We start from the raw sequence: 23,860 nt of genomic DNA, 5'->3' as shown, positions 1-23,860 counted from the left end.
CTTAAAGATTGCTCTTCGCTGGATAGATTAAAATGGTAAATCTATCTATCTCAAAGTATCTAAAAACAGTCTATCATTAATGCCCCTTACTCGGTTACCAATCATTATAAAGCGGCTTTATAAACTTTAATTTGATTTTACATTGAGACGGCTTTCTATCCTCTGTTATGAGACATTTTTAAGCGAATAAAAAAGACCTAATCGCTTTCCGCAACTAGGTCGTTTTTTTGTCTATGCTTCCACTTCTATATGCTGGAAGGTTGTCACATCAAATAGCCCTGTATCTGTTAATTTTAAAGCAGGAATTACGGGTAATGCTACAAAAGAAAATGTCAGTAGAAAATGAAAATCTAAAGTTGGATTGAGTTTCTGTAAAGCATTGTGCAAGCCCGCTAGCTGTTCCTTCGCTTGCTGTGCTGGCACATCTGTCATTAAGCCACCGATTGTTAAAGGCATCTCCGCGAGTATTTCACCATCGGCTACAATAACGAAGCCACCTTGGATTTCCTGAATGCGGGAAAGTGCCAGAATCATATCCTCATCATTTGTGCCAACGACAAGGGCATTATGTGAATCATGGGCTACGGTAGTCGCAACCGCACCTTTTTGTAAACCAAACCCTTTCACAATACCTAAGCCCGTCGTATGCAAATGATGATGGCGTTCGATGACTGCTAGTTTCAGTAAATCTTGTTCGATTGAGGGGACAAATACGCCTTCTTTCACAGGTACATCTATGACTAAATGATTGGTAATCAGCTGATTCGGCACAATTTCCATGACATTCGCTCTTGTCCCCTTTTTGAATGATAGTTGTAAACTATCCTTTGTGATGCTTGGTAAATGAACAGAGTGATGAATATGGGCAGGAACCTTTGCCTCTTGACGACTTGTCAGCATTTCCCCATTTTCAGCCACTTTATGACCATTTTTCCAAACCGCTTTTGCCTGCATCGTCGATAAATCGTCTACTAGTACAAAATCAGCCTTATAGCCTGGTGCAAGTACCCCTCGATCAAATAAACGATAGCATTCTGCGGTATTTACGGTTGCTAGCTGAATTGCCTGCAAAGGTGTCATCCCTTCGGCTATTGCCATTGCAACATCATAATTGATGCTACCTTCATCCATCAATTCATCGACATATTTATCATCCGTACAAAAACCAAAACGACGCGCATTGTGTGACTGAATGGCTGGCAATAAATCACGCAAATTTTTCGCTGCTGATCCCTCTCGAATAAGGACATACATCCCCTGCTCTACACGATCAATGGCTTCTTCGGCTGTCACACATTCATGATCCGTTTGAATACCTGCAGCTCGGTAGCCTGTTATTTGCTCACTTTGTAAGCCCGCACAATGCCCATCAATTACTAGGTTCGCTTCCTTTGATAATAAAATTTTTTGCAGCATTCCCTCTTCTCCATTTAAGACGGCTGGGAAATCCATAACCTCCGCTAATCCACGAACTTGTTCATGATGCAGAAATGGCTCCAAATCCTGTGCTGTTAATGTTGCCCCGGCGTTTTCAAACTGTGTCCCTGGTACACTTGAAGGAAGCATCACAAAAATATCCATATCGGCCTTTTGTGCATCATCCAGCATAAATTGGATTCCTTCTGCTCCTGCTACGTTAGCAATTTCATGTGGATCAGTAATCACGGTTGTAATCCCATGTGGAATTAAGACACGGCTGAATTCTCCAGGTGTTAGCATCGAAGATTCAATATGTATATGACCATCAATCAATCCAGGAATAACATAGCTCCCCGCTGCATCCTCTACCTCTTTTGCATGAAATCTATTGCTGTGATCCAGTGCGACAATTGTGCCATTCTTCACAACAATGTCCGCTTTCCTCCACGTTAATGTATAGACATCGGCAACTTGTGCATTTTTAAGAATAAAATCTGCCTCTAACTTACCTTGAGATGATAAAATATTTTGCGTTAACTGTTGTAATTTTGTCGTCATAGCCAATACTCCTTTTTCTTTTAAGAACTATCATGCCTGAAAGATGTCTGTTATTGCAACTATTAATCGTAAAGTCCGTAAAAAACGACCATTGATTAATGGTCGCTCGAAAATTCTAGTTCTTTTGGTGGTTGTCCTTTTTTATTCATTAGACGCATACGAATAGGTTCAATTTTTAGGGTCACCATTTCATCCTGATTGCCAATAAAAATACTCGTAAAAAATTCTGCAATTTTATTTTTAATGCCTTCTTCGTGTATTTCAGTGAGCTTTCCCTCTATTTCCACATAGGAATCACCAAAGCCCCCATTTTCATAGCCATACAATATATGGGTATATGGATTTTTACGGAGCTCTTCCATTTTCTCAGAATGCTTATTCGTCACAGTATATAACACAAAATCCTCATGCTGGAACGTCATATAGCGCGAATAAGGCTTCCCGTTTTCTACAGTAGCCATCGTTCCGATCTTTTCACGGTTCAAAACTTCTAAAATTTCATCACGTACTGAAGTCATTTCATCCCATCCTTTCTTCTACAACTATATTTTGCCCTCTCTACCTAAAGCTAAACTGTTTTTTTTGAAAAATGTGAAATGACAAACTTCTGGCAAATTGAAAATATCTTGTTATAATTATTTGATGGACAATAGGAATTTACGGATGAATGAGGGTTAAAAAATGAAACAAGCTTTTTATACACGCTGTTTATTTTTCATAACAGGCATTATCGTGCTATCTTTTGGCGTTACATTAACAATTAAAGGGCAGCTTTTTGGCGTAGGCTCTTGGGATGTTTTACATATTGGCTTAACTAAAACACTCGGATTAACGATCGGTTCATGGTCGATCATTTTAGGACTGGCAATTTTAGCCTTTGATATGCTAATAACGAAAAAATTCCCATTACCAGGAACTTTTATCGATATGTTTTTAGCTGGCATTTTTATTGATATTTTTAATTATTGGCTACCTGATATCGATGGCTTTTGGATGCAGCTTGTTTCTTATCTAACAGGGTTAGTATTACTTGGCTGGGGCTGTGGTATGTATATGGTGGCTAATTTAGGAATTGGTCCGCGCGATACCTTAATGCTAATGATGGTTCATAAACTTGGCTGGAGTGTCACACGTTCCCGGACGACAATGGAAGTTACAGTCGCTGTAATTGGCTTCTTACTTGGTGGTCCTATAGGCATCGGTACGGTGATAATGGCCTTTGGACTTGGACCAATCGTACAATTCGCCTTAACCTATAACGAAAAATTATTTATGAAATGGACTGGCGTGAAAAGCGCCGTCATATAAGTTTTCTGACAATGCAAAAAATGCATTGTCTTTTTATGGATAGAATAAACAAGGAGCCATTTTGGAAAATGGCTCCCTTTTTTCACGCTATGCTTCTGGCTCAGAGGTATTTTGCCCTGTTGCTTCAATTACTTCGGGCGTGTCGTCCACAGTGTCATCTTCTTGTACGTTTTCAGCAGATGGAGGTGTGATCGTCACTAGTGTAAAGTCATCTTCTTGTAAAATTTCAAATGAAAATTGTTGACGTATATCTCCCACATATAGGGATGTTCCGATTGCTATATTCGTGACATCGATTTCGATCGTTTCGGGAATTTCTGTTGGCTTCACTTTAATGCGAACCTCACGATTAGGCTGTAATAGGAAACCTCCATCTGCTACTCCGATGGCATCACCGATTACTGTTACTGGAATCTCCACTTCCAGCTCTTGTGACATGTTGATCGATTTAAAATCAACATGTTTAATATTCCCTTTTAGAGCACAACGCTGAACTTCTGATAAAACGGCATTAATACGCTTTCCATCCACATCTAATTGAAAAACACTTTTTGTACCATGCGCTGCTAGTATTTTCGCAAATGTTCTTGCGTCTAATGTAATGGCTGTTGATTCCATTTGGAAGCCATAGACAACACCAGGAATGGCACCGTTTTGTCGAAGCTGTGTTAGTGAAGATTGTCGTCCTTTTTGGCGTTTACTGGCTGTTAGTATCGTATTCATCGAATATTTCCCCTTTCATGGAAACTAGTCTCAACAATGGTTTTGCCCTTTCCTCGTTTTTTTATACCTATAAACCTGCTCAAAAAATGAGCAAAAAAAGCACCTCCCTGTCTACAAAACAAAGAAGGTGCCTCATGCTTACTTAAAGTGCAATTTTTTGATTCAGTAAATCATGTAAATCCTGCAATTTTTTAATTTCATAATGCGGTTCAATGCCACTTTTATTTTCAACATTGCGGATATTAAACCAACAAGTATCTATTCCGGACTGTAAACCACCTTTTATATCAGATGTCAAAGAGTCTCCAATAATTAGTGCTTTTTCTTTATCAAAATTATCAATTCGTTCAAACACATAATCGAAAAAGGCTGGCATAGGCTTTTGATAGCCCGTTTGCTCTGAAATAAAAATGCCTTTAAAATATTGCGCTAAATTCGCATCCACAAGACGTTTATTTTGTGTAACCGTTATCCCGTTGGACACTACATATAAATGATAATGATTGGCTAGGTGAGCGATTACCTCATAGGCCCCCTCTACATAATGGTGGGCCTCCCGTAAATATTTTTGGAAAAGTGATTCAAAGTATGTCCCATCGACTTCTATGCCAAATTCCTTTAAAGCAATCGAAAAACGTGTATTATGTAAGGTATTTTTCGTTACTTCTCCACGCTCAAAAGCTCGCCACATTGACTCATTAATTTCTTTGTAACGTGCAATCATGTTGGGAGTAACTTGTATATTTTCTTCTTTAAACATGCGGTCAAGTGCAGCATTTTCAGCTAAATCAAAATCTAGTAACGTATCATCCACGTCAAATAATAATATTTCATATTTCGTCATGTCCGTACCTACTTTCTATGATGCATTGTGCTATTTTCTCTATCCATGATAACGTTTTTTTAGAAAAATAACAGTAAATCCACCTTTTTCAGAATAGTAGGACTTGTAAGCATTTTATCTTCATCCATTTCGATACAAATGAATTGGCGAACATTTTCCTTTAAATGGGTAAAAAATGTTTAACTAGTCATAAAATAGCCCTTTCAGTAATTTCATATTTGAAATTATCGATGAATATGAGACAATAGAATGCTAGAAAGGAAGATGTACGAAAGATGACGACCTTACAAAAAATAACGCCTGTCTTTGATCCATGGGAAGCTTATATAGACGTGGAGCAACATGGACAGATGACACTCTCAAATATTGAATTTACAACAACTACACTTTGTAATATGCGTTGCGCACACTGTGCGGTTGGCTATACGCTACAAAATAAAGACCCCGAGGCATTGCCGATTGACTTAATTCTCCAACGGCTAGATGAAATACCTCATTTAAAAACGCTTAGTATCACAGGTGGCGAACCGATGATGTCTAAGAAATCCGTACAAAGCTATGTATTGCCTTTATTGAAATATGCGCATGAACGAGGCGTGCGAACACAAATCAACTCCAATTTAACATTGGAGCCTGCACGTTATTTACTAATTGCCCCTTATTTAGATGTCCTTCATATTTCACATAACTGGGGTACAATCGATGAATTCGTGGAAACAGGCTTTGCCATGATGGAGCGCAAACCTACTTATGACCAACGTGCAGCTCTATTTCAACGCATGATTGATAACTCAAAAATGCTTGCGGAACATGGTGTAATGGTTTCAGCTGAAACCATGCTAAACAAAAAAACTTTACCGTACTTAGAACATATTCATAACCAAATCATCCATGAAATGAAATGTGCACGTCATGAGGTACATCCAATGTACCCATCAGATTTCGCTAGTGCTCTCACATCTCTGTCACTGGAGGAAACACGTGAAGCGATCCATCATCTACTAGATATTCGTGATGACAATACATGGATGTTATTCGGAACACTTCCATTTTACCCTTGCAGTGCGAATGAAGAAGATCAACGATTACTTCAACGTCTTCGTACAGCGAAAAATGTCACATTGCGTAACGACCCAGATGGCCGTTCACGTTTGAATATCAATATTTTTACGGGCGATGTCATCGTTACTGATTTCGGTGATACACCTGCTTTAGGTAACATTGTACATGATGAGCTTCCAACTATCTTTGATAAATGGATGGCAACTGATTTAGCTAAAACACTCAATTGTCATTGTCCAGCTGTTAAATGCCTAGGTCCTAACGTTTTAGTGAAAAATATGTATTATCGAGATCACACGTTTGTTAGTGGCTCTGCCCGCGTTTAAGCAACTCATAAAGTTAATAAAGAAAGAAACTCCCTTTTGAAGAATCTGTATCAAAAGGGAGTTTCCTTTTATTGTTTTAAAAAAATTTCTTAACTATGTATAAAAAATATGGCGCGGTCTATACTATTAAAGATTTCACTTCAAATCCTATGACTAGGAGGGTTAACCCGATGAGTGCGATTGATCGATAACTCAAAAGGACCATCAAAGCTGAGTAAAGTACAGTTCTTAGGAATATCTTAAGATTCTATGCAGAAGCGAGGCAGAGTGTCATGGAGTATTTAATGTAAGTGGTAATCGAACCCGGAAATTTATTTCCGGGTTTTTCTATTTTATGTACGTTAAAAAGCGTCAATCCTAATAAAAATCACCTCGAAGAGTTACAACGAGGTGATTTTGTTCTATAATAATTCCTCCGCTAGGAATTTATAGGTGTTTAAACGACTTGCTAATTCATATTGATTACAGTTCAGCATGACTTCATCAAAGCCATAATGTTCTTGTTCTTTCATTAAAAAAGCAGCAATATCCTTCGGTGTGCCTACAAGATTGGCTTTGCGATTATTGGCAATTGTCATTTTATCCATTTCAGTTAATGGATAATCCTTTGCTTCTTCAGGCGATATAGTTTGAATAATTTGCCCTTTCATAAGCTGAAGACGAGAAATATCGATTGGTTTTGCCAAGTACTCGGCTTCCTCTAAAGTAGGTGCCACCGTCGCCGCATAGGTCACAATGATTTGTGGTTTTTCCATATAATAAGAAGGCGTAAAATAGGCTTTGTAGGCATCAAAAATATCCTTCGACATATTACCCGTGAAAAACTGGGCATAGGAATAGCCTACACCTAGCTGTCCTGCCTGCATTGCACTTTGACCACTTGAACCTAGCAGCCACGCCTCAGGTAATGAACTATCAACTGGTGCCGCAACGACTTGATCATAGACATGCTCACCCGTTTTTTGGTTATTCATGAGCTTTAGTATAATTTCAAGCTTATCATATTGCTCAGTGAAGCGTTGTCTTCTTCCCTCTGCAAGCGCATAAATAGAGGCATGATCACCACCTGGCGCTCTCCCCACTCCGAAATCAATTCGATGAGGTGCTAAGCCTGACAATGTTTTAAAAACCTCTGCGATCTTATAGGGTGAATAATGCATCATCATGACCCCACCTGTCCCAATGCGCAGGCGCTTCGTTTTCGCAGCTAAAAAAGCAGCGGTTACTTCGGGAGCTGAGCTTGCTAGCGACTGACTATTATGGTGTTCAGCTAGCCACATACGATGATATCCAAGTTCTTCCCCTAATAACGCTAGTTGTTCTGTACGTTGGAAGGCTTCCTCTGCCGAATGACCTTTTGGTATAGGCATTTGATCTAAAATACTTAACTTCATTCAAAACATCCTCTCTGTCTGTAAGCTCCCCCTTTTAACTGTAATATAGTTCTGCTCATTTACAAAGCAAAAAACCTTACTCATAAGCTAGTTGTTTCATTTCCCATGTTTGATAGACCATGCCGACGAGTTTCTGTTTTTGTTCAGCATTTAGAACATTTTCATTAAACTTCATCGCACGAAGGGAAAATTGTTTTGTTTGTTCGTCAACAACGAATTGTAATATAGCATGTCCTTTTTCACCTTGAAACGTAATTTCACCTGATAATTCTATAACTTGCTCCCCTGTTTTCGCTTGATAATATCGCCAATATGGTTCAAAGAATGCGTAGTTAAATGCATTACGAACTGTGACGTCCGAAAAATTCTCCAAATAACCTTCTTTGACGATATCAATATACTCATGATCTGTTATATCTTTTTTTGCATTAAAGACATATCCAACAAGCATCCCCATAAATACGACACAGAGAAATACACGTATATGATTTGCTAAACTCATGTCATCACGTCCCCTTTACGTAAAAACACTATCATTTACATAATACATCAAATTTCTAACTCTAAGCAGAAAATATTTGATTTTTATAGAAATTATACGAAAACCATTCGTTCAAAATCCGCAAAACTTTATAAAGAGTATTTACAGCCCAACCTCAGTTCGCTACTATCAGATTACTATGATAGAAAAGAGATGACCTGTTGTGCCATTTGATTTAGATCTAAATATTTTAGTCATTCTTATTGTATTTGGTTTTTTAGCAGCATTTATTGATTCAGTTGTTGGCGGTGGTGGACTCATTTCTTTACCAGCTTTTATGTTTGTAGGTCTTCCACCTTCTACAGCGGTGGCAACCAATAAATTAGCAGGTACAATGGGATCACTTACGAGTACTTTGACATTTTATCGCTCTGGCAAGCTTGATATTAAAGCGGTCTATAAGCTATTCCCCTTTGTCTTTTTCGGGTCTATGCTAGGTGCGTGGATTGTCCACTTAATGAATCCTAGTGTCCTAAAGCCGCTCATGCTCATTATGCTGGCTGCCGTAGCTATCTATACGATTTTTAAAAAAGATTGGGGAAGCATCACTACCTATAAAAAATTAACACCAAAACGTTATCTATTATTTGTAGTAGTTATTACAGTCATTGGTTTTTATGATGGCTTCTTGGGTCCTGGTACTGGTTCATTTTTATTATTTGCCTTTCTCATGGTTGGTTTTGATTTTTTACAATCAGCTGGTAATGCGAAATTTTTAAATTTCGGTAGTAATGTGGCAGCCCTTCTTATGTTTATATACTTAGGACAAATCAATTATGCCTATGGTTTACCAATGGGTCTTGCGCAAATTGCTGGGGCCATAGTCGGGTCAAAATTTGCGATTAAACGTGGCAGCGGTTATGTACGTAAGTTATTTATCGTTGTGACCATTCTATTACTCTTGAAAAATACATATGACTATTTCTCATAATCATCTGTTATGCTGACGTATGCCAACAGTATAGAAGGATAAAACTTATCTCATATTGGGGTAAGTTTTTTTTATGGTCATCAACTTTTTCCCTCATTTCGTACGTCTAGTACATGTATACAATTTGACAATGTTAAAAAAGGAGCTTCTTTGGACATGAAAACAAGAAATGCATTTCAACATGAAGAGGTGTTTGTCCAATTCATTCGTGAACAAAAAGAGCGTTTTTATTTGCTCGCGTATAGCTATACAAAAAATGAACAGGACGCACTAGATGTTGTACAGGACAGTATTCAAAAGGCCATGCTGTCATTAGATCGACTAGAAAATGTTGATTATATGAAAAGCTGGTTTTATAAAATAGTCGTTCGTACTTCCATTGATTTTTTACGAAAGCATAAACGCTTACAAGTAACTGATGATGATACTTTGCAATATTTAACCCCCGCTCAAGAGGATGTCTATGAAAACGTAGACCTAGAACATGCGTTGGATGAGCTCCCGCAAATGTATCGAGAGGTTGTGATTCTTCATTATTTTGAGGATTTAAAGCTCGCAGACGTTGCGAATATCCTCGATATTAAGTTAAGTACAACCAAATCGCGTCTTTATAAAGCATTAAAACTATTGAAAATACAATTGGAAGATGTGAAGGGAGAAACTGCACATGGATAAAAAATTAAAAAATATAGAAAAACAATATACGGATGTTTCCATTCCTAAGGAATTAGACTTGGTGGTTGAACGAGCTTTGAAGCAAGGTCGGAAAAAGAAAAAGAACCGTACTCCTCAATGGTTGCTTGGCTCGGCAGCTGCAGCTATGCTATTTACAGCTAGTTTAAATGCGAGTCCAGCAATGGCTCGAACGCTATCTGACATACCTGTTGTAGGAAGTGTGGTCAAAGTATTAACTTGGACTGAATATGAGGTTGCAGAAGATAATTTTGATGCCAATATTAAAGTACCTGCTATTGAAAATCTAGATAATCAAGATCTTGCAAATTCGTTAAATGAAAAGTATCGTGCAGAAGGAAAAGCTCTCTACGATGAATTTATTACAGAAGTTGGTGATTTAAAGGCCAGTGGTATTGGTGGTCATTTAGGCGTTGATAGTGGCTTTGAAATTAAAACCGATAATGACCAAATTTTATCGATTGGTCGTTATGTAGTCAATACTGTCGGCTCATCCTCCACTGTCATGGAATACGATACTATTGATAAAGAAAACGAAATTTTAATTACTTTACCTATGCTCTTTAAAGATAAGAACTATATTGAAGCTATTAGTGAAAATATTAAGGAACAAATGCGTACACAAATGGCTGAATCCAATCAGGATAAAGTTTACTGGGTAAAGGGAGCTGGCCTGGCTGACGAAGAGTTGATGGAAGACTTTACAGCTATTCAACCAGATCAACAATTCTATATTTCCGATAAAGGTAAGCTAGTGATTTCATTCGATAAATATGAAGTGGCACCAGGTTTTATGGGCGTTGTGGAATTTGAAATCCCAACAGACGTCTTAAAAGATGAGCTTGTTAGCACAAAATATATTCATTAATTAAATAGGACTTAACGAGGTATTTGAAGATAACACCATCAAATACCTCGTTTTTTCATGGCCATTAACCCATTTTTTGCTTATAAAGCTACAGTTTTTTGTCTAAGCTTATATGTATCAATCAATGTTAGAGGGTTTTCATCATGAAAAGTGTAGGATCCATCAGTATTTTACATGTAATCTTCTTATCCATGACCGTTATTGGCTTAAAAAATCATGTGACTATTATTCCTCCACTGCTAGATGCCGCCAAAAGAGATGGCTGGCTTTCTGTACTATTTTCTGGGGGTATACTTTTCTTTTGGTTATTTTTATTAGTTTACATCCAAAAAAAATCAAAACAAGAACCTATTCGAGACTGGCTCAACGAAAAAGTGGGAAAAGTCGCTTCTTCTATTGTCATCTATATTGTTGCCATTTTTTTATTGATTATCGCAGCTTTTACAATGGTAGAAACATTACAATGGGTAAATACCACGTTTTTACCACAGACACCGGTCCTAATATTACTGTTTGTTTATACCATTCTTTGCATTTTACTAGTGACAACTAGCTTACAAACCATTGTTATTGTCAATGTTTTTGTATTATTTGGCGTTGTCATCCTTGGCTTTTTTGTTGCCTTTACCAATATACAAGTAAAGGATTATAGTTTGTTGCGCCCCTTTTTTGAGCATGGTTTTCAGCCCATTCTACATGGTATGATTTTTCCTGCTTCAGGGTTTATAGAGCTATTATTGCTATTATTTTTACAGCATCAATTTAAAGAACGACTTCGGTGGTATCACTTCACAATTATACTGGCTATCTTAATTGGTCTTACATTAGGTCCATTAATTGGAGCCATTACTGAATTTGGGCCAAGTGAAGCAGCGAAACAACGTTATCCCGCTTATGAAGAATGGGGATTAGTGACCATCGGACGTTATATTGAGCATTTAGACTTCTTCTCTATTTACCAATGGCTAACAGGGACCTTCATTCGTGTAAGTTTCCTTTTATACATTGTGGTAGATTTATTAAAAATGACTGGTGATCCAAAGCGTATTTGGCAAATGCTAGCTCCACCCTTTTTCATCATTTGTTTACCGTTAATTATGTTAAATGAAAGCTTATTTTTAAAGGTAAAGGGACATTATATTTTAAGTGCTACTTTTATTTTTTTATTGGCATTATCTATTTTTTTCATTGTCGTTGCTTACTTATCGGATAAATCTCCTAAAAAGGGGAAAACTGAAAAACAAGACATGAAAAGTGGTGAATCATAATGTCTCAGCAGGAGCATGAGTTAGATTTAAATACAATAAAAAAACTATTTCAAAAATCCGCAGATATACAATTTCAGGAATATAGCTTTAATGAACAGAAGGTACAATTTATAACTTGTGATGCCATGATTGATCAACAAATGCTGAACGGCGTTATTATTCAGCGGATTCAGTATTTATATGATCATTTGGATGAAGTTTCTTTTGAGGAAAATATAGCGAGGCATCTCCATATTCCAAGCCTTCAAAAAATCCAAGATAAGGAACAGCTTATTTCATCAGTTTATAGTGGCTTCCTGTTGCTGTATTTTGAGGAAGCTAATCTTTTATATGCAAGCAATATCGCTAAAAAACCTAATCGTAAGCCGGAAGAAACGCGTATGGAGGTTCTTGTTAAAGGACCCAGAGATAACTTTATTGAAGATATCCGCGTCAATATTGCTTTAATTAGAAAACGATTACCGACCAATTCATTTTGTGTAGAAAAGGTGGAACTTGGAAAACGCTCAAAAACAACTGTGGCCATCTTATACTTTGAAGATATTGTAGATATGGATATTCTGCACGGTATTAAGAAACAGCTAGCTGCGGTCGATACGGATATCGTTTTTAGTGGTGATTTATTGATGGAACGTGTTAATAAAAATTCAAAGTTATTTCCAAAGTTCGATTATACTGGGCGACCCGATTATGCCGTCCAAGCATTAGCAAGGGGACGCTTTATTATTTTCGTAGATGGTGTCGCATATGGCATTATCACACCTGTAAATCTTTTCTTATTATTGAAATCTGCCGAAGATAATGAGTATCCGATCATTTTTAGTTCTGTAGAACGAGTACTACGGATAATCGGTATTCTTATAGGGTTGCTACTACCTGCCTTTTGGCTTGCTTTAACAACCTATCATCAAAATCAATTACCATTACAATTACTAGCAACCGTTGTACAGGCCAAGGCTGGATTGCCTCTCCCTTCTTCACTTGAGATGCTCCTAATGCTTCTGATGTTTGAATTGTTCCGTGAAGCAGGGTTACGACTTCCTTCAGTTATTGGTGGAACCATCAGTGTTGTAGGTGGAATTATTATCGGAGATGCTGCAATTCGAGCAGGTGTAACAAGCCCCGAAATGATTGTTGTTATCGCCATCTCTACCATCGCTTCATTTACCTTGGTCAATCAATCACTTGTGACATCAGTCAGTATATTACGTATTGCTTTCATCCTAGCAAGCGCCTTTTTCGGATTATTTGGCTTTTTTGTTTCTTTATATTTGACACTTCTGTACTTGTGCAATATTCGAATTTACGGCTATTCTTACATGAACCTTGCGACAGATTTAAGGTGGTCCACCATCAAAAAATCTATTTTTCGCCTATCACCAAAAGGTTACGCGGAGCGTAATAAAGCCCTTGCACCTCAGGATTCAACCCGAACAGCCAATGGCCATCACGAAGAAAGTAGAGAGCAAGAAAATAACTAGCATCCCCTCAAATGTTGAGGAGATGCTAGTATTTTTGGCTACATCTTTTGTATGCTAACTTCAATGGTTTCTAAAATCGCTTCATTTCTTCTCTCACTTGTTGATTGGAAAGATGTTCCTGATGGAAACTTATGGTCGTTTTATTACTTTCTTTAGAGAGGATTCGAATTTGTACGGTAGAAGGTCGTTGCCATCCCTCTTTTTGCCAAGTAAATCGAAGTTGCAGAAGTGGTTTGACAATCCGAATTTCTCCAGTTCCAGCCTTTGTATGATACTGACAACCAGGTACAAGAATTATATTTTCTCCTCCTCCAAACCATGCATTCAAACCTTCCTCTGCTGTAATAATTGACCATGCTTGCTGTTGTGAGATTGGGAACGTTTTTCTAACCCCTACTTGATATCCAACGGTTTTGGTAAGTCCTATACTTCTTTGTCTATCCATGTCTTAACCCCCATCTATTAATCTGTCATTAACTATTCACTACTAATAGTTCCTCCCCTCTTCTAAAAAATCCTTGTACAATTTTATTTATTTGATAAGTATATGAAAGCAGAAAAAGGCAGAAATGCTATCACACATTTCTGCCTTTTGTTGAATTGATTAACTTTAAGTCATCTCTACATAATCATTTTGAATGCTTTGTTTGTTTTGTCCCTTACGGAATTGGATGTGATGGAGCTTAGCAAAAATACCATTATGAGCCACTAGCTCATCATAAGTACCATCTTCCTCAATACCTTTTGGCGTCACGACCATTACCCGATCTGCGTTCCTTATAGTTGCCAGGCGATGGGCAATAACTAAAGTAGTACGGTTTTCAGCTAGCTCTGATAAAGATTGCTGAATAATCATCTCTGTTTCTGTATCTAACGCAGAAGTCGCTTCATCTAAAATTAAAATTGGTGGGTTTTTCAGGAACATACGAGCAATGGCTAATCGTTGTTTTTGTCCACCGGATAATTTCAAGCCTCGTTCCCCAATTTGCGTATCATACCCCTCTGGTAGCTCTGCGATGAATGCTTCTAAATGGGCCTTTTTTGCCGCTTCGCGAATTTCTTCTTCACTGGCGTTTAGCTTTCCATAGGCAATATTCTCACGAATTGTCCCTGTAAATAAGAAGACATCCTGCTGTACAATACCAATTTGAGATCGTAAGGAAGCCTGGGTCATATTGCGAATATCGATGCCATCAATCGAAATAGCACCTTTTGAAACTTCATAGAAGCGAGGAATTAACGAACAAATGGTCGTTTTACCAGCACCCGATGGACCGACAAACGCAATGGTTTGTCCAGCCTTTACATCAAATGAAATATCTTTTAACACCTGTTTTGATGCATCGTAATTGAAGTGAACATTGTTGAAGGAAATATTACCATCTAAATGGTTAATAACCTTCGCATTTTCACGATCTTGAATTTCTGGTTCCTGCTCAATTAATTCACGGAATCGCTTGAAGCCAGCCATTCCCTTTGGATAAAGCTCTAATAAAGCACTAATCTTATCTATTGGTTTAATGAGGACATTGGTATATAAAACAAAGCTCACTAGCTCCCCGTAAGATAATTTCCCATTAAAGCTGAGCCAAGCGCCGACCACTAACACCATTAATGTAAGGAGGCGTGTCATCATGTAAATAGTCGAGTTAGTTCCTGCCATTATTTTATAGGCATATAATTTAGCCGCACGGAAAAATCCATTTTGCTCCTCAAAGCGTTTAATTTCAAAATCTTCATTTGTAAAGGATTTCACAACACGGACACCGGATACACTATCCTCTACACGTCCGTTAACATCAGCAATTTTGCCATACATCGTTTTCCAAGCATTGTTCATTTTTATATTACTAAATGTCACAAGCCATGTTAAAAATGGCACCATAATCGCTGCAATTAAAGCGAGTGTTGGATTCACATTAAACATTATGGCAAAGGCCCCAACAAAGGTCATAATGGCAATAAATAAATCCTCAGGTCCGTGATGGGCAAATTCCCCAATGTCAAATAAATCATTAGTAATGCGGCTCATTATATGACCTGTTTTAGTATTATCAAAGAATCGGAATGATTGCCTTTGTACATGCGTAAATAATTCCTGACGCATATCTGTCTCAATATTAGTCCCCAATTTATGACCTAAATAGTTCACGATAAAATTTAATAATGTACTTATTGCATACACTAGCAGCAATAATACACTTATTTTTACAATCATTCCCCAATCGCCGGTTGGTAATAATTCATCAATAAACCACTGAACGGCTAATGGAAAGGCAAGCTCTAAAATGGCTACAATGATTGCACTTGAAAAATCGATGACAAACAATCGTTTATGCGGTTTATAATAGGAAAAAAATTTTCTATACATGTTTGTCTCCTTTCTAAGTTGTAAAAATTTCGCCTATCTTTTAATAGTACCATTTGTGCAAACGTAACGGAAAAGTATTTTTTCTCCATAGCAGTATATTTTTATTTACTTTCAATTTTTCTCATGCTATGATTGGTGTAAGAATTGAATAGCTTTTGACTTTATTGTCAAAGGGGAGTAGCTAGCAGATGCGATCGAAGCATCTGATTCACATTCGTCATTACATGGTTTCGTACCATCGGGTGTGATGGCATAATTTGTCTCACAGAACAATACTTTCTGTGCAACGAACAGTAAATTGCTTAGCAAGACCTTTGCCTATTTTTTAGGCAGGGGTCTTTTTCTTTTGCTTAAAATTGGGAAGAATATGTTAGAAGCAACCATTCATTTCTGTTCAACAATTAAAGGAGGAAACAAATTTGGAGGCAATTATTTTAGAATACGCATGGGTACTCGTCGTATTAATTGTATTAGAAGGTTTGTTGGCAGCTGACAACGCAGTCGTAATGGCAGTTATGGTTAAGCATTTACCAAAAGCACAACAACAAAAAGCTTTATTATATGGATTAGTGGGGGCGTTTGTTTTCCGCTTCGCCGCATTATTCCTTATTACAACGCTCGTTAATTTCTGGCAGATCCAAGCAATAGGTGCTGCTTATCTATTGTTTATGTCTATTAAGCATATTTATGATTCACGGAAGGCATCCCAAAACTCCGAAGAAATCCAAGAGCCGAAGAAACAATCTGGCTTCTGGATGACAGTTGTAAAAGTGGAGCTTGCTGATATCGCGTTCGCGGTGGATTCTATCCTAGCTGCGGTTGCTATTGCCGTAACATTACCACATCTCGGTGATTTTGATATTGGTGGCATTAATGCAGGACAATTCGCCGTTATGTTCTTAGGTGGCCTTATTGGGGTCATCATGATGCGATTTGCGGCTCGTTGGTTCGTAAAAGTTCTTGATAAATTCCCTTCATTGGAAACGGCTGCCTTCCTAATCGTTGGTTGGGTTGGTGTGAAATTAGCCGTGCTAACATTGGCACATGAAAAACTAGGGGTTATTCCACATGAGTTCCCACATTCTACAATTTGGAAAGCGATATTCTGGATTGTCCTAGTAGCAATTGCACTAGGTGGTTACTTAGTTGGGGTCAAAAATCAAAAGACTCAAGCACAATAGTGATGAAAAAAATCGCCACGACCTATGTCGAGGCGATTTTCTTCTTTACGGGTAAGATTTTATTTTATAGCCAGTCCCTCTCCTATACCACAAATCTACACATCTTTGCTACCTCACTAGTGGCCCTATCCCACTACCCAACTAACACTTGACTATACATACGACAAATAGGAAGAAGTATAAATTTTCTAATTGAGAACTAATATCAATTAAGTTTTGCACATTTTCCCATGAAATTTAAAATTTTTGTATGAAGAACTAATAACGCTGTATACTAGTGAAGAAGGCATTTACTGCAAAAGGAGGAAAACTTTTATGTTATCTGAAAAACTACACACAGCACTTAACGAACAAATGAATTTTGAATTTTACTCGGCTCATGCTTACATGGCAATGGCGGCTTATTGCACAGACCAGGATTACGATGGCTTCGCTAACTTCTTTTTAGTACAAGCCGAAGAAGAACGCTTCCATGCGATGAAGTTTTATAACTTCTTAAGTGATATGGGCTACCGTGCAACAATTCAAGGCTTTGAGAGCCCAGGCAATCATTTTGAATCGATTTTAGATGCCTTTAAAACAGCTCTTTCTCATGAAAAAGAAGTGACGCGCCGTATTTATAATTTATCAGATATCGCTTTAGATGAACGTGAGCATGCGACGATGGCGTTTTTAAAATGGTTCATCGATGAGCAAGTGGAGGAAGAATCTACATTTGATACATTAATTCGTAAAATCGAACGTATCGAAAACGACTCCAACGCTATCTTTATGCTAGATGCAGAATTAGCTACGCGTACATTTACGCCTGATGCACAGGCATAATATATGGGAAAATTTAGCTAAAAATAACAAAAGCTACGAAGTTTCATCCAAGATACTTCGTAGCTTTTGTTATTTTAGGCATTAGATATACTAAAGCTATAGCTATTTTTTATAAGAAACATGTCTTTTCTTCTTTATGATGCATCGGGTTCTCGAACTTCTCCATCAAATGCAGCCCGATAAATAGCATAAATATCTTCTCGTTCTAATGGCATCGGACTTCGAGCTAAAATTCTTGTTTGCTTTGTTGCATCATCTGTTAATTGTTCTAAAGCTTCTTCTGGAATATCAAATCCCTTTAATGTGGAAGGAATATTCACATCTTGAACGAGCTGTTGTAAGGCATCCACACATTTATAGGAAGCCTCTTCTTGTGATAAGTAGGCAGATGATAAACCCATGGCATCTAAAATATCTTTCATTCGTTTTTCACAGCTTTGACGAATATACCCCATGACATAGGGTAATAGTACGGCGTTGGAATCGCCATGAGCTATATGAAATTGTCCTCCCAATGGATAGGCTAACGCATGAACACCGGCTACTCCAGCATTGAAGAAGGCTAATCCTGCTAAATAACTACCGTAGCTCATATCTGAACGCGCCTGCTTATTTTCCCCTTCCAGTACAGCTGTACGAATAGAGCCACTGATTAAGCGAATGGCCTGCAATGCAAGGGAATCTGTTACTTCATTGGCATTGACTGAAACATATGCCTCAATGGCATGTGTTAAAGCATCAACCCCCGTTGCAGCTGTTACCTTTGGTGGTAATGAAATCGTTAGCTCTGGGTCTACAATCGCACTGTCCGCCAATAAGTAGTCATGTGTCACAACGTCTTTTGTTGTGTCCAGGGACAGGACAGAAATATTTGTCACTTCTGAGCCTGTTCCAGATGTAGTTGGGATTAAAATTTTAGGTAATCCTTTTTGTTCAAGCGCCTTTGTGCCTGTTAAATTTAAATAATCCGCTACTTTCCCATCATGGACTGCTAAAACAGCAGCAAGCTTAGCTAAATCAAGAGCACTTCCTCCACCTAAACCGATGACAAGATCAAATTGATGTTTTCTAGTAAAATCAACTAGTTTTTCTCCAATAGCAAGTGGGGGCTCTGGGGCAATATCTGTATAAATGGTCGTCGCATATCCTTTTGAAAGCAAGGGCTGTTGAACTTTATCTGTTAGCCCTAATTCCTTTAAAAATGGGTCTGTGACAATTAAAATATTTGTAGCCTTCAGTCTTTCTACTTCAGGCAGAAGCTGATTTAAACATCCCCAACCTGTATAGCTTACAGGCGTAAAGGTTAATTTATGCATGGCCTCTCTACTCCTATCTATTCATAATATCCTTCTGTCGATTTTCTAAATGATTTAAATTGGACAGGATCATGGCCAAACCAAACCTGTGAATTCGTTTCATTGGCAAGTCGGCGAATGCGTTCAACTGTTGAATTATAGCCAACCGAATCATAAATAATGCCTGGTGGCTTAACAGGTGGACCAAAGCTTTCTGCTGTGTAGATGGCATCTGACGCTAAAATAATTCCACCTGATTCTGGCATCTGAATATGCAGACCAAGCATCCCCCAAGCATGTCCACTACCAAAATTTAATACTTGAATACCTTCTGCCAGCTTCACATTATCTTCACCACGTTTAATAAGACGCCATTGTAGATTATTTTTAATCCACATATCAATGTCTCCCCAAATATAGGCACCGTCTTTGACATTTCTTGCATATGTTTGTAATGTGCCGTTAAACTCATCTTCTTGCACAATGATCGTCGCATTCGTAAATAATTCTAAGCAGCCTGCATGGTCGAGATGCAAGTGGGATGCCACAACAAATTTGATATCTTCAGGGCGAACGTTTAATTCTTCTAATCGATGATGTAAATAGCATTCTTCTGGCATATTAATAGGGAACGCTTTTTGTGTAAATTCCCCCCAACGTCCATCGGGCCCCATAGCATTTGGATTACACGCCGTATCAAATAAAATTTTGCCCTCTGGATGATCGATAAGTACTGTGTAAACGGGGAATTCTACAAATTCATTTGGTTGATTTGGATGATCGATTGTTGCTGGATTGTGCATGGCAATCATATAATTCTTATCCATTCGCATCGTACCGTTGTCCATTACATACAATTTGGGGTGTTGTTTGATCATTTTCATGTTTCCCATCTCCATTCGTGATTATTGGTTATTCCAAATAATGAGCTTCATTTCTGTCATTTCTTCCATTGCATATTTAATGCCTTCACGACCTGTGCCACTTTCTTTCACGCCACCATACGGCATATGATCTACACGGTAAGTTGGCACGTCATTAAGGACGCCTCCTACCTGTAATGCTCTGGACGCTTTAAAAGCTGTCTCAATCGATGGTGTAAAAATACCAGCCTGTAGTCCATAATGAGAATCATTAATAGCTTCTATTGCCTCCTCAATAGTAGCTACTGCATTCACAATAACAACTGGTGCAAAAATTTCCTCACAGGATACCTTGCTATATGACGAAACATTCGATAACACTGTTGGCATTAAAACCTGATTGTCAATATAACCACCAGCAATGATTTTAGCCCCTTCAGCAACCGCTTCTTCAATCCACTCATGAGCTCGTTGTTGTTCATCTGCTGAAATCATCATGGCTACATCGGTTGTTTTATCAAGAGGATCGCCGATGACTAGCTGTGCTACTTTAGCGCTGAGCTTGTCTAAAAACTCATTTAACATACTTTCCATTACATATATTCGCTGCAACGAAATGCATACCTGACCCTGATTTGAAAATGCTCCCATAATCATTCGGTCCATAATCTGATCAAGTTGAACGCCTTCGTCAACAATCACCCCTGCATTTGAGCCTAATTCTAACGTAACCTTTTTTAAACCTGCTCGGTTTCGTAATGAAATCCCTACGGCAGGGCTTCCCGTAAACGTTATCATTTTCACATGAGGATGTGCTAAAAATACATCTCCTACCAATTTTCCCTGCCCGGTCACTAGATTAAAAGCTCCAGCCGGTAAATTAGTTTGTGCTAATAATTTTGCTAGAAAATGAGCAGATAAAGCCGTTTGAGTAGCTGGCTTTAGCACAATTGTATTGCCCGCCGCTAAAGCAGGACCTACTTTATGCGCAACTAAATTTTGTGGAAAATTAAACGGTGTAATTGCTGCAATTACGCCGATAGGCTCTCGTATTGTATAGCCAAAGCGCCCTTCCCCATTTTTAGAAGCGTCCATCGGAATCATTTCGCCCGATAATCGTTTGGCTTCCTCTGCGGCAAATTTATAGGTTTCAATGGTGCGGTCAATTTCAGCGTAGGCATACTTGAGCGGTTTTGCAGATTCTAGTGAAATAATACTAGCTGCCTCTTCTCGGTTTTCCAAAAATAGTGTGGATAAATGCTCCAAAATTTCTGCTCGTTGAAAAGCAGTTAAGGAAGCCATGCTCTTCGCTGCTGCCTGTGCACTTGCAATGGCCTCCTGTACATCTTGTTCAGTGGCCATTGCAAAATGTGCAATCACCTCTTGTGAATGCGGGGCTTGAACCTCCATATAATCTGCCGTCATCTTCCATTCTCCATGAATCCATAAGCCCCTTTTCAAGACTTATCTCACTCCTTTCGTTATGGTTACGTATTCATTTCTGAAAATAAAGAAATGAATACGTAACCATTTTAGTGTAAAAAATAAACTGATGTTAAAAATCAGTTCATTTTTTACACGTTGTATTTCTTGGGAAAAGTTTAACAGACTCTGTTTGCTGAATGCAAGTACTTTTTTTCTCCATGACCTCAAATAATTTTTCAATCGCTAAAAACCCCAGGTTTTCTTCTGTTGATATCCCAACTGTTGTTAAAGCAATGGAATGATGTTTACTGAGTTCCACATTATCAATACCAATTACATTGAAATCCCTAGGAACCTGAAAGCCTCTTTCTAAACAAAGGTTCAAAATTTCTATAGCGATGGCATCTGTTGCTGCACAAATTGCTGTAGGTTTTCTGTCTAGTTTTAACAGTTCCTCAAAAGTCTTTTCGATATCTTCCTTATTCGTATTGGTAAAAAATGTAGGTACGGATTTAGCTTTTATTCCATGATCCTTTAATGCCTTTTCAAATCCTTGGTATCGTCCAAAAAATGTACTCATTTGATGGGGACCACCAATCCAGCATAATGATTGATGCCCTAAAGACAAAATATAATTGGCCGCAAGATATCCTGCTTGCACATTATCAATTTCTACAAAATGTCTATTTTCTTGATGCTTACGATTAAACATAATAAAAGGGATTTCGAGTTTTTCTAATTTAAAAAATAAATCGTCTTGATAAAGCATGGAAGACAATATAATGGCATCCGCCTTCGTTTCTAAAACTGCATTATAGATTGAGTGTAAATTATCTTCTGTACCAAAATAAACATTAACTTTATAGCCACGGGCGTTGACATAATTAACGATAGCTGTCGTCGTATCCACAAAAAAAGGATTGTGTAAAGGACCTGATATTAATGTGATAATGCCTGTCTTTTTCTGAACAAGCGATCTAGCTATATCATTTGGAATATAATTTAGGTCCTCAATCGCTTTCATCACTTTTTCAACTGTTTTTGGCTTTACCAGCTCTGGTGTATTCAACACTCTTGACACGGTTGTTTGAGATACACCAGCATGCTTTGCCACATCTTTTGAAGAGACCAAAAAAACCACCCACTTCGTTTTTGTAAAGCTATATTATACCATATATGTCTACTAGTTATAGGGAGTTCGGGGGTCACTTTCTCTCATAAGGCTTTGCCGCCTCACTTGCTTTGAAATTATAGACAGGTTTAATCACCTTAATAATATCTACTGTTTCTCCAATGACAGATGTTATTTCTGCCATAGGCTTATAGGCCATTGGTGCCTCATCTAATGTTTCTTCATTGACTGACGTTGTCCAAATCCCCTGCATCGTCTCTTTAAAATCTTCCATATTCAATGCTTTTTTAGCAGCACGACGTGAGTACATACGTCCTGCTCCATGTGGTGCTGAATGATTCCAATCAGCATTGCCCTTCCCTATACAAATAAGTGATCCATCTCGCATATTCATAGGAATGACAAGCATTTCTCCTTTATTGGCACGGACAGCTCCCTTACGTAGCGTCATTGTCTCCGTCTCAATATAGTTATGAATCGTATCAAATGTATCTATCAGCTGCCAATCCATATGTTTTGCAATGGTTTCAGCAATCGTCCAACGATTCATTTGCGCAAATTGCTGCGCGATTTTCATATCATGAATGTAGTCATGGAAATATTCGCCCTCTAAATAAGCTAACTCTTTCGGAACCGCAGGATGTTTCTTTTTATAGGCTTGGATCATCGCTTGAATTTCCTTTTCTCGCCCCTGTTGTTTAAAGTCCTCTATTTTTCCAGTCAAATCTTGCTGACGCAAATTTTCATAGGCCCTTTTTTGATGCCAGTTTGCTACTTTTGCCCCTACATAACGTGAACCAGTATGAATCAGTAAATAGTACTGATTCTCCTCATCCTTAGCCAATTCAATAAAATGATTGCCTCCACCAAGTGTCCCTAATGATAGATTCGTATACTCATCCTTTAGGCCAGTTGCTTTGAACTGTTTACCTTCAAACGCTAAAAAATGTCGATCAGGCGATAGTTCCTTATGAACCTCTTGACCACTCGGTACATACGTTCGAATGATAGCATCGAGTTTCTCATAATTAACCGTCGTTACATCTAATTGCGCTACAAATACACCACATCCCACATCCACACCGACCAGATTTGGTACAACCCGCTCCTGTAGGTGAATGGTCGTGCCAATAACACAGCCCTTCCCTGCATGATAATCAGGCATAATACGTACCTTTGTGCCTGTCATAAACGCCTGATTTGTCAATTCTTGAATTTGGTCGATGGCGGATGGTAATGCTGTTTCAGCATAAATTTTAGCCTCCGTGTAACGTCCCTTAATTTCAATCATGATTATCCCTCCTTACCATTTATACGTACAAATGGAATGATATGTTTCATTCCATAAAAAA

22 protein-coding genes are annotated in these 23,860 nt (G+C 38.1%); 9 read left to right on the top strand and 13 right to left on the bottom strand.

What is annotated here, in order from left to right:
• Positions 1–231: 231 nt before the first annotated feature.
• Together ade and ACP3VS_RS06345 are read right to left on the bottom strand one after the other, a co-directional pair.
• Positions 232–1,977, bottom strand: coding sequence for an adenine deaminase (ade, locus tag ACP3VS_RS06350; RefSeq protein WP_198694990.1), 1,746 nt, complete (start codon positions 1,975–1,977; stop codon positions 232–234).
• 95 nt (positions 1,978–2,072) lie between these two features.
• Positions 2,073–2,495: a pyridoxamine 5'-phosphate oxidase family protein gene (locus ACP3VS_RS06345; protein ID WP_426388472.1), complete on the bottom strand. Its 423-nt coding sequence runs from the start codon at positions 2,493–2,495 to the stop codon at positions 2,073–2,075.
• Positions 2,496–2,658: 163 nt separating this feature from the next.
• Between ACP3VS_RS06345 and ACP3VS_RS06340 the strand changes: the two genes are divergently transcribed.
• Positions 2,659–3,285 carry a YczE/YyaS/YitT family protein gene (locus ACP3VS_RS06340; protein ID WP_012294917.1) on the top strand — a complete coding sequence of 209 codons (627 nt, stop codon included), beginning with the start codon at positions 2,659–2,661 and terminating at the stop codon, positions 3,283–3,285.
• 87 nt (positions 3,286–3,372) lie between these two features.
• Here ACP3VS_RS06340 and ACP3VS_RS06335 read toward each other — a convergent pair whose 3' ends face one another.
• Both ACP3VS_RS06335 and ACP3VS_RS06330 read right to left on the bottom strand, forming a co-directional pair.
• A complete protein-coding gene (locus tag ACP3VS_RS06335; protein ID WP_036162019.1) occupies positions 3,373–4,008 on the bottom strand; it encodes a 50S ribosomal protein L25/general stress protein Ctc in 636 nt (211 codons plus the stop codon).
• 142 nt (positions 4,009–4,150) lie between these two features.
• A complete protein-coding gene (locus ACP3VS_RS06330; RefSeq protein ID WP_036164040.1) occupies positions 4,151–4,852 on the bottom strand; it encodes a YjjG family noncanonical pyrimidine nucleotidase in 702 nt (233 codons plus the stop codon).
• A gap of 275 nt (positions 4,853–5,127) precedes the next feature.
• On the opposite strand from ACP3VS_RS06330, the gene yfkAB reads away from it, so the two are divergent.
• Positions 5,128–6,240 (top strand): radical SAM/CxCxxxxC motif protein YfkAB, encoded by a 1,113-nt coding sequence (gene yfkAB, locus ACP3VS_RS06325; RefSeq protein WP_012294920.1) that lies wholly within the window; start codon positions 5,128–5,130, stop codon positions 6,238–6,240.
• Between the two features lie 401 nt (positions 6,241–6,641).
• Here yfkAB and ACP3VS_RS06320 read toward each other — a convergent pair whose 3' ends face one another.
• Entirely contained in the window at positions 6,642–7,634 is a 993-nt protein-coding gene (locus ACP3VS_RS06320) for an LLM class flavin-dependent oxidoreductase (protein WP_031416215.1), read from the bottom strand.
• A 76-nt stretch (positions 7,635–7,710) separates the two neighbouring features.
• On the bottom strand, positions 7,711–8,136 hold the full coding sequence (locus ACP3VS_RS06315) for a hypothetical protein (protein WP_036162020.1): 426 nt from the start codon (positions 8,134–8,136) through the stop codon (positions 7,711–7,713).
• A 202-nt stretch (positions 8,137–8,338) separates the two neighbouring features.
• On the opposite strand from ACP3VS_RS06315, the gene ACP3VS_RS06310 reads away from it, so the two are divergent.
• From ACP3VS_RS06310 to ACP3VS_RS06290, 5 genes are all read left to right on the top strand, one after another.
• Positions 8,339–9,106, top strand: a complete 768-nt coding sequence (locus tag ACP3VS_RS06310; protein WP_426388471.1) for a TSUP family transporter — start codon at positions 8,339–8,341, stop codon at positions 9,104–9,106.
• A 156-nt stretch (positions 9,107–9,262) separates the two neighbouring features.
• The gene (locus tag ACP3VS_RS06305; protein ID WP_012294925.1) at positions 9,263–9,781 is read left to right on the top strand and encodes a sigma-70 family RNA polymerase sigma factor; all 519 of its coding nucleotides are present in this window, start codon (positions 9,263–9,265) and stop codon (positions 9,779–9,781) included.
• Positions 9,774–10,667: an RsiV family protein gene (locus tag ACP3VS_RS06300; RefSeq protein ID WP_036216742.1), complete on the top strand. Its 894-nt coding sequence runs from the start codon at positions 9,774–9,776 to the stop codon at positions 10,665–10,667. Before ACP3VS_RS06305 ends, ACP3VS_RS06300 begins: the two co-directional genes overlap by 8 nt.
• Before the next feature lie 143 nt (positions 10,668–10,810).
• A complete protein-coding gene (locus ACP3VS_RS06295; protein WP_012294927.1) occupies positions 10,811–11,935 on the top strand; it encodes an endospore germination permease in 1,125 nt (374 codons plus the stop codon).
• Positions 11,935–13,416: a spore germination protein gene (locus ACP3VS_RS06290; RefSeq protein WP_200990466.1), complete on the top strand. Its 1,482-nt coding sequence runs from the start codon at positions 11,935–11,937 to the stop codon at positions 13,414–13,416. The genes ACP3VS_RS06295 and ACP3VS_RS06290 overlap by 1 nt, the downstream gene beginning before the upstream one ends.
• A 70-nt stretch (positions 13,417–13,486) precedes the next feature.
• Here ACP3VS_RS06290 and ACP3VS_RS06285 read toward each other — a convergent pair whose 3' ends face one another.
• Together ACP3VS_RS06285 and ACP3VS_RS06280 are read right to left on the bottom strand one after the other, a co-directional pair.
• Positions 13,487–13,861 carry an SRPBCC domain-containing protein gene (locus ACP3VS_RS06285; RefSeq protein WP_332289809.1) on the bottom strand — a complete coding sequence of 125 codons (375 nt, stop codon included), beginning with the start codon at positions 13,859–13,861 and terminating at the stop codon, positions 13,487–13,489.
• A gap of 165 nt (positions 13,862–14,026) precedes the next feature.
• Positions 14,027–15,787 carry an ABC transporter ATP-binding protein gene (locus ACP3VS_RS06280; RefSeq protein WP_036162023.1) on the bottom strand — a complete coding sequence of 587 codons (1,761 nt, stop codon included), beginning with the start codon at positions 15,785–15,787 and terminating at the stop codon, positions 14,027–14,029.
• A gap of 419 nt (positions 15,788–16,206) precedes the next feature.
• Here ACP3VS_RS06280 and ACP3VS_RS06275 point away from each other — a divergent pair, with 419 nt between their 5' ends.
• Both ACP3VS_RS06275 and ACP3VS_RS06270 read left to right on the top strand, forming a co-directional pair.
• Positions 16,207–16,968, top strand: a complete 762-nt coding sequence (locus tag ACP3VS_RS06275) for a TerC family protein (protein WP_031416224.1) — start codon at positions 16,207–16,209, stop codon at positions 16,966–16,968.
• A gap of 315 nt (positions 16,969–17,283) precedes the next feature.
• Positions 17,284–17,793 carry a ferritin gene (locus tag ACP3VS_RS06270; protein WP_031416225.1) on the top strand — a complete coding sequence of 170 codons (510 nt, stop codon included), beginning with the start codon at positions 17,284–17,286 and terminating at the stop codon, positions 17,791–17,793.
• A gap of 134 nt (positions 17,794–17,927) precedes the next feature.
• On the opposite strand, the gene ACP3VS_RS06265 is transcribed toward ACP3VS_RS06270, so the two are convergent.
• The 5 genes from ACP3VS_RS06265 to ACP3VS_RS06245 all read right to left on the bottom strand — a co-directional run bounded on the left by ACP3VS_RS06265 (position 17,928) and on the right by ACP3VS_RS06245 (position 23,799).
• On the bottom strand, positions 17,928–19,109 hold the full coding sequence (locus ACP3VS_RS06265) for an iron-containing alcohol dehydrogenase (RefSeq protein ID WP_031416226.1): 1,182 nt from the start codon (positions 19,107–19,109) through the stop codon (positions 17,928–17,930).
• A gap of 17 nt (positions 19,110–19,126) precedes the next feature.
• A complete protein-coding gene (gene ahlS / locus ACP3VS_RS06260) occupies positions 19,127–19,972 on the bottom strand; it encodes an AhlS family quorum-quenching N-acyl homoserine lactonase (RefSeq protein WP_373561624.1) in 846 nt (281 codons plus the stop codon).
• Positions 19,973–19,993: 21 nt separating this feature from the next.
• Positions 19,994–21,412 carry an aldehyde dehydrogenase family protein gene (locus ACP3VS_RS06255; RefSeq protein ID WP_426388470.1) on the bottom strand — a complete coding sequence of 473 codons (1,419 nt, stop codon included), beginning with the start codon at positions 21,410–21,412 and terminating at the stop codon, positions 19,994–19,996.
• Positions 21,413–21,518: 106 nt separating this feature from the next.
• Positions 21,519–22,517 (bottom strand): LacI family DNA-binding transcriptional regulator, encoded by a 999-nt coding sequence (locus ACP3VS_RS06250; RefSeq protein ID WP_012294935.1) that lies wholly within the window; start codon positions 22,515–22,517, stop codon positions 21,519–21,521.
• 64 nt (positions 22,518–22,581) lie between these two features.
• Positions 22,582–23,799, bottom strand: coding sequence for an RNA-splicing ligase RtcB (locus ACP3VS_RS06245; RefSeq protein ID WP_031416232.1), 1,218 nt, complete (start codon positions 23,797–23,799; stop codon positions 22,582–22,584).
• Between the last annotated feature and the right edge of the window lie 61 nt (positions 23,800–23,860).

It is taken from the genome of Lysinibacillus sp. VIII_CA, from assembly GCF_049943995.1.
Lineage (GTDB): Bacteria > Bacillota > Bacilli > Bacillales_A > Planococcaceae > Lysinibacillus > Lysinibacillus pinottii.
Note: the sequence above shows the minus strand (reverse complement) of the source record. Positions and strands in the feature narration are given on the sequence as shown.

What these genes read in the sequence shown, in the direction of transcription:
- ade (WP_198694990.1), bottom strand. Translation starts at nt 1,977, where the DNA reads ATGACGACAAAATTACAACAGTTAACGCAAAATATTTTATCATCTCAA.
- ACP3VS_RS06345 (WP_426388472.1), bottom strand. Translation starts at nt 2,495, where the DNA reads ATGACTTCAGTACGTGATGAAATTTTAGAAGTTTTGAACCGTGAAAAG.
- ACP3VS_RS06340 (WP_012294917.1), top strand. Translation starts at nt 2,659, where the DNA reads ATGAAACAAGCTTTTTATACACGCTGTTTATTTTTCATAACAGGCATT.
- ACP3VS_RS06335 (WP_036162019.1), bottom strand. Translation starts at nt 4,008, where the DNA reads ATGAATACGATACTAACAGCCAGTAAACGCCAAAAAGGACGACAATCT.
- ACP3VS_RS06330 (WP_036164040.1), bottom strand. Translation starts at nt 4,852, where the DNA reads ATGACGAAATATGAAATATTATTATTTGACGTGGATGATACGTTACTA.
- yfkAB (WP_012294920.1), top strand. Translation starts at nt 5,128, where the DNA reads ATGACGACCTTACAAAAAATAACGCCTGTCTTTGATCCATGGGAAGCT.
- ACP3VS_RS06320 (WP_031416215.1), bottom strand. Translation starts at nt 7,634, where the DNA reads ATGAAGTTAAGTATTTTAGATCAAATGCCTATACCAAAAGGTCATTCG.
- ACP3VS_RS06315 (WP_036162020.1), bottom strand. Translation starts at nt 8,136, where the DNA reads ATGAGTTTAGCAAATCATATACGTGTATTTCTCTGTGTCGTATTTATG.
- ACP3VS_RS06305 (WP_012294925.1), top strand. Translation starts at nt 9,263, where the DNA reads ATGAAAACAAGAAATGCATTTCAACATGAAGAGGTGTTTGTCCAATTC.
- ACP3VS_RS06300 (WP_036216742.1), top strand. Translation starts at nt 9,774, where the DNA reads ATGGATAAAAAATTAAAAAATATAGAAAAACAATATACGGATGTTTCC.
- ACP3VS_RS06295 (WP_012294927.1), top strand. Translation starts at nt 10,811, where the DNA reads ATGAAAAGTGTAGGATCCATCAGTATTTTACATGTAATCTTCTTATCC.
- ACP3VS_RS06290 (WP_200990466.1), top strand. Translation starts at nt 11,935, where the DNA reads ATGTCTCAGCAGGAGCATGAGTTAGATTTAAATACAATAAAAAAACTA.
- ACP3VS_RS06285 (WP_332289809.1), bottom strand. Translation starts at nt 13,861, where the DNA reads ATGGATAGACAAAGAAGTATAGGACTTACCAAAACCGTTGGATATCAA.
- ACP3VS_RS06280 (WP_036162023.1), bottom strand. Translation starts at nt 15,787, where the DNA reads ATGTATAGAAAATTTTTTTCCTATTATAAACCGCATAAACGATTGTTT.
- ACP3VS_RS06270 (WP_031416225.1), top strand. Translation starts at nt 17,284, where the DNA reads ATGTTATCTGAAAAACTACACACAGCACTTAACGAACAAATGAATTTT.
- ACP3VS_RS06265 (WP_031416226.1), bottom strand. Translation starts at nt 19,109, where the DNA reads ATGCATAAATTAACCTTTACGCCTGTAAGCTATACAGGTTGGGGATGT.
- ahlS (WP_373561624.1), bottom strand. Translation starts at nt 19,972, where the DNA reads ATGAAAATGATCAAACAACACCCCAAATTGTATGTAATGGACAACGGT.
- ACP3VS_RS06245 (WP_031416232.1), bottom strand. Translation starts at nt 23,799, where the DNA reads ATGATTGAAATTAAGGGACGTTACACGGAGGCTAAAATTTATGCTGAA.